The organism is Thermodesulfitimonas sp. (assembly GCF_052743955.1).
Genome location: NZ_JBRAIN010000129.1, coordinates 1 through 1,955, shown reverse-complemented (window position 1 = coordinate 1,955; position 1,955 = coordinate 1). Strand labels below are relative to the sequence as shown.

The following is a 1,955-nucleotide window of genomic DNA, read 5'->3' as shown; positions in this document are numbered from 1 at the left end:
CAACCCGGTCGCCTGGCTGCACCATCCCACCTACACTGGAAACTTCAGTTACCGCTAACGACTGCAGGTAAAAGTAGGTGCTCATCGCTCTGCCGCGGCGGCAAAGATCAGGGCCAGCGCGCGCCAAGAAAATTTTGCTCCGCACTGCCATCGCTTCTTACTCAACAAGCTTCACTGTCCGCAAGCCGTAATCGTCTCCGCCTATCCCTCGCGTCCCACTGACCAGCTTTTGAATAAAGTAACCCCGTACGTAGCAGTCGTTGCCACTGCCCGTCGTCCCGTCAAGGAAAAAGGCTGCAAACCCTACAACCTGAACCTGACTCCGACCCTGCAACTCGCCCACCACCCGGTAAACCGGCGTGTAGATTATACGCGGGCAGTCGCGGCAGTGGTTCTGCCAAGTGCAGCTCTCGTGACCGCGAATGCGGTCTTCAACCGCCCGTCGCGTCGGCCCCGACATATTTCCCGGCTCGGTTTCGAGAATATCCCCTACCTTAAGCCACGCCTGATAGCCACGCCGGAGATTTTCCCCGTAGTTATTCGCCCCGTAGCCCCCTAAAGCCAGCGCCCCAAAGTTCCCGTGCTCCCCCGCACCCCCGCCAACTTTCAAGTCGTAAAGCCGCCCGAACTCGAGGTTCTGCTCCCGCACCCCTAAAGGAGCTGCCCCGTACAGCTCGCTCACTGCTCTGACCTCAGCCTTAGCGTGTCCCGAAACGGTCGAAGCAGTAAAGCCTAGCACCCGCGCCAGGGAAAAACTTACCGCGTGCACCGCGTCCACGGTAATGCTCTTGCCGTCCGGGCCTAGAGTAACGCTTACCTCGCCTGGCTGCGCGCCGTTTTTTAGTGCGTACTCCTGCGCCGTGCTAACAGCAGCAGCCGGGTTCTCGGGAAGAAAAGCGGCGCCCGCAAGAGCTGCCGCGTCAGCCGCGTTGGCTACGCGTTCCCGGTTAAGCATAAGCAGCCCCACGTCAGTCACCAGCGCCCCAAAGCCCAAAAGCGCCACCAGGGCCGCCGCTACCAGAACCAGAACCACCCCTTTTTCTTCCCGAAGCCAAGTCATCCTTGCACCACCTCACTCCACCCGCATTACCGCCCGGGCTTTTAACGGAAAGGGATTAGGGGCAATGCCGGTTAAGACCGGGGTTACAAGATAAACAGAGTAAGAGACGCTCACCCGCGCCTCCGTACCGCTAAACCGATTATTAGCAGGCGGTTCGATCTCTACAGTTAGCGCCGCCGGATCAAGTGAACCCGCAGCGTCCCGGACCCGCGCCACAATCGCCGCGTCGTCCGCACCCACTGCGGCCAGCCGTGCCCCCTCGCGGGCGGCATTAGTTACCACCAGGTAAGCGGAAAAAAGGCGGCCAAATTCCATAATTCCGAAGAGGATCAGGATCAGAACGGGCAGAACCAGCGCCAGCTCCACAGTGGCTTGGCCGCGCTCCTCGCGCAGACGCATAGGTCTCACCTCAAAAGCCACAAGGTCACAAAACTCCCGATGCAGAAGAGCACACCGTAGGGAAACTTAACACCGCTCTCACCAAGCCAGAGCCGCACGCCACCCGGAAGCACAAAGCTGATACAAGCTCCCTTCAAAGCCAGCCATAACCGTTTCTCGCGCGCTAAAAGGAAACAGGAAACCACACCAACCCAGCAGTGCCCCGGCAAGAAAGGTGTAAAGGGCAAACTCAGGTCCGCCGCAGGCCCCCACTGCACCCAGTAGCTTCACATCACCAGCCCCGACGCCGCCGGCTACGTAGGCCGGAAGAAGAAGCGCTACCCCCGCGCCTAAACCGGCGATCCCTTCCCATAGAGAAGCCCAACCGCCCGTCAGCCCCCGGTAGAGAAACGCAAAAATAATGGCGGGGAAGAGAACCGCGTTATAGATCCGCCGCCGGTAAAGCTCAAGTTTGACAGCTAACCCGCATTTTGGGCGGCCCCAGGACCGGGAAGCC

General features: G+C 59.9%; 3 protein-coding genes. All 3 read right to left on the bottom strand.

Going from position 1 to position 1,955, the window contains the following annotated elements:
- Positions 1-157 precede the first annotated feature (157 nt).
- Positions 158-1,060: a pilus assembly protein TadG-related protein gene (locus tag ACUVTA_RS08930; RefSeq protein ID WP_445952591.1), complete on the bottom strand. Its 903-nt coding sequence runs from the start codon at positions 1,058-1,060 to the stop codon at positions 158-160.
- Positions 1,061-1,072: 12 nt separating this feature from the next.
- Positions 1,073-1,459 carry a TadE/TadG family type IV pilus assembly protein gene (locus tag ACUVTA_RS08925; RefSeq protein ID WP_445952590.1) on the bottom strand — a complete coding sequence of 129 codons (387 nt, stop codon included), beginning with the start codon at positions 1,457-1,459 and terminating at the stop codon, positions 1,073-1,075.
- A gap of 78 nt (positions 1,460-1,537) precedes the next feature.
- On the bottom strand, positions 1,538-1,955 hold a 418-nt coding region (locus tag ACUVTA_RS08920; RefSeq protein ID WP_445952589.1), incomplete at its 5' end, for an A24 family peptidase.

Coding starts and splice junctions, on each gene's coding strand:
- ACUVTA_RS08930 (WP_445952591.1), bottom strand. CDS start 1,060: ATGACTTGGCTTCGGGAAGAAAAAGGGGTGGTTCTGGTTCTGGTAGCG.
- ACUVTA_RS08925 (WP_445952590.1), bottom strand. CDS start 1,459: ATGCGTCTGCGCGAGGAGCGCGGCCAAGCCACTGTGGAGCTGGCGCTG.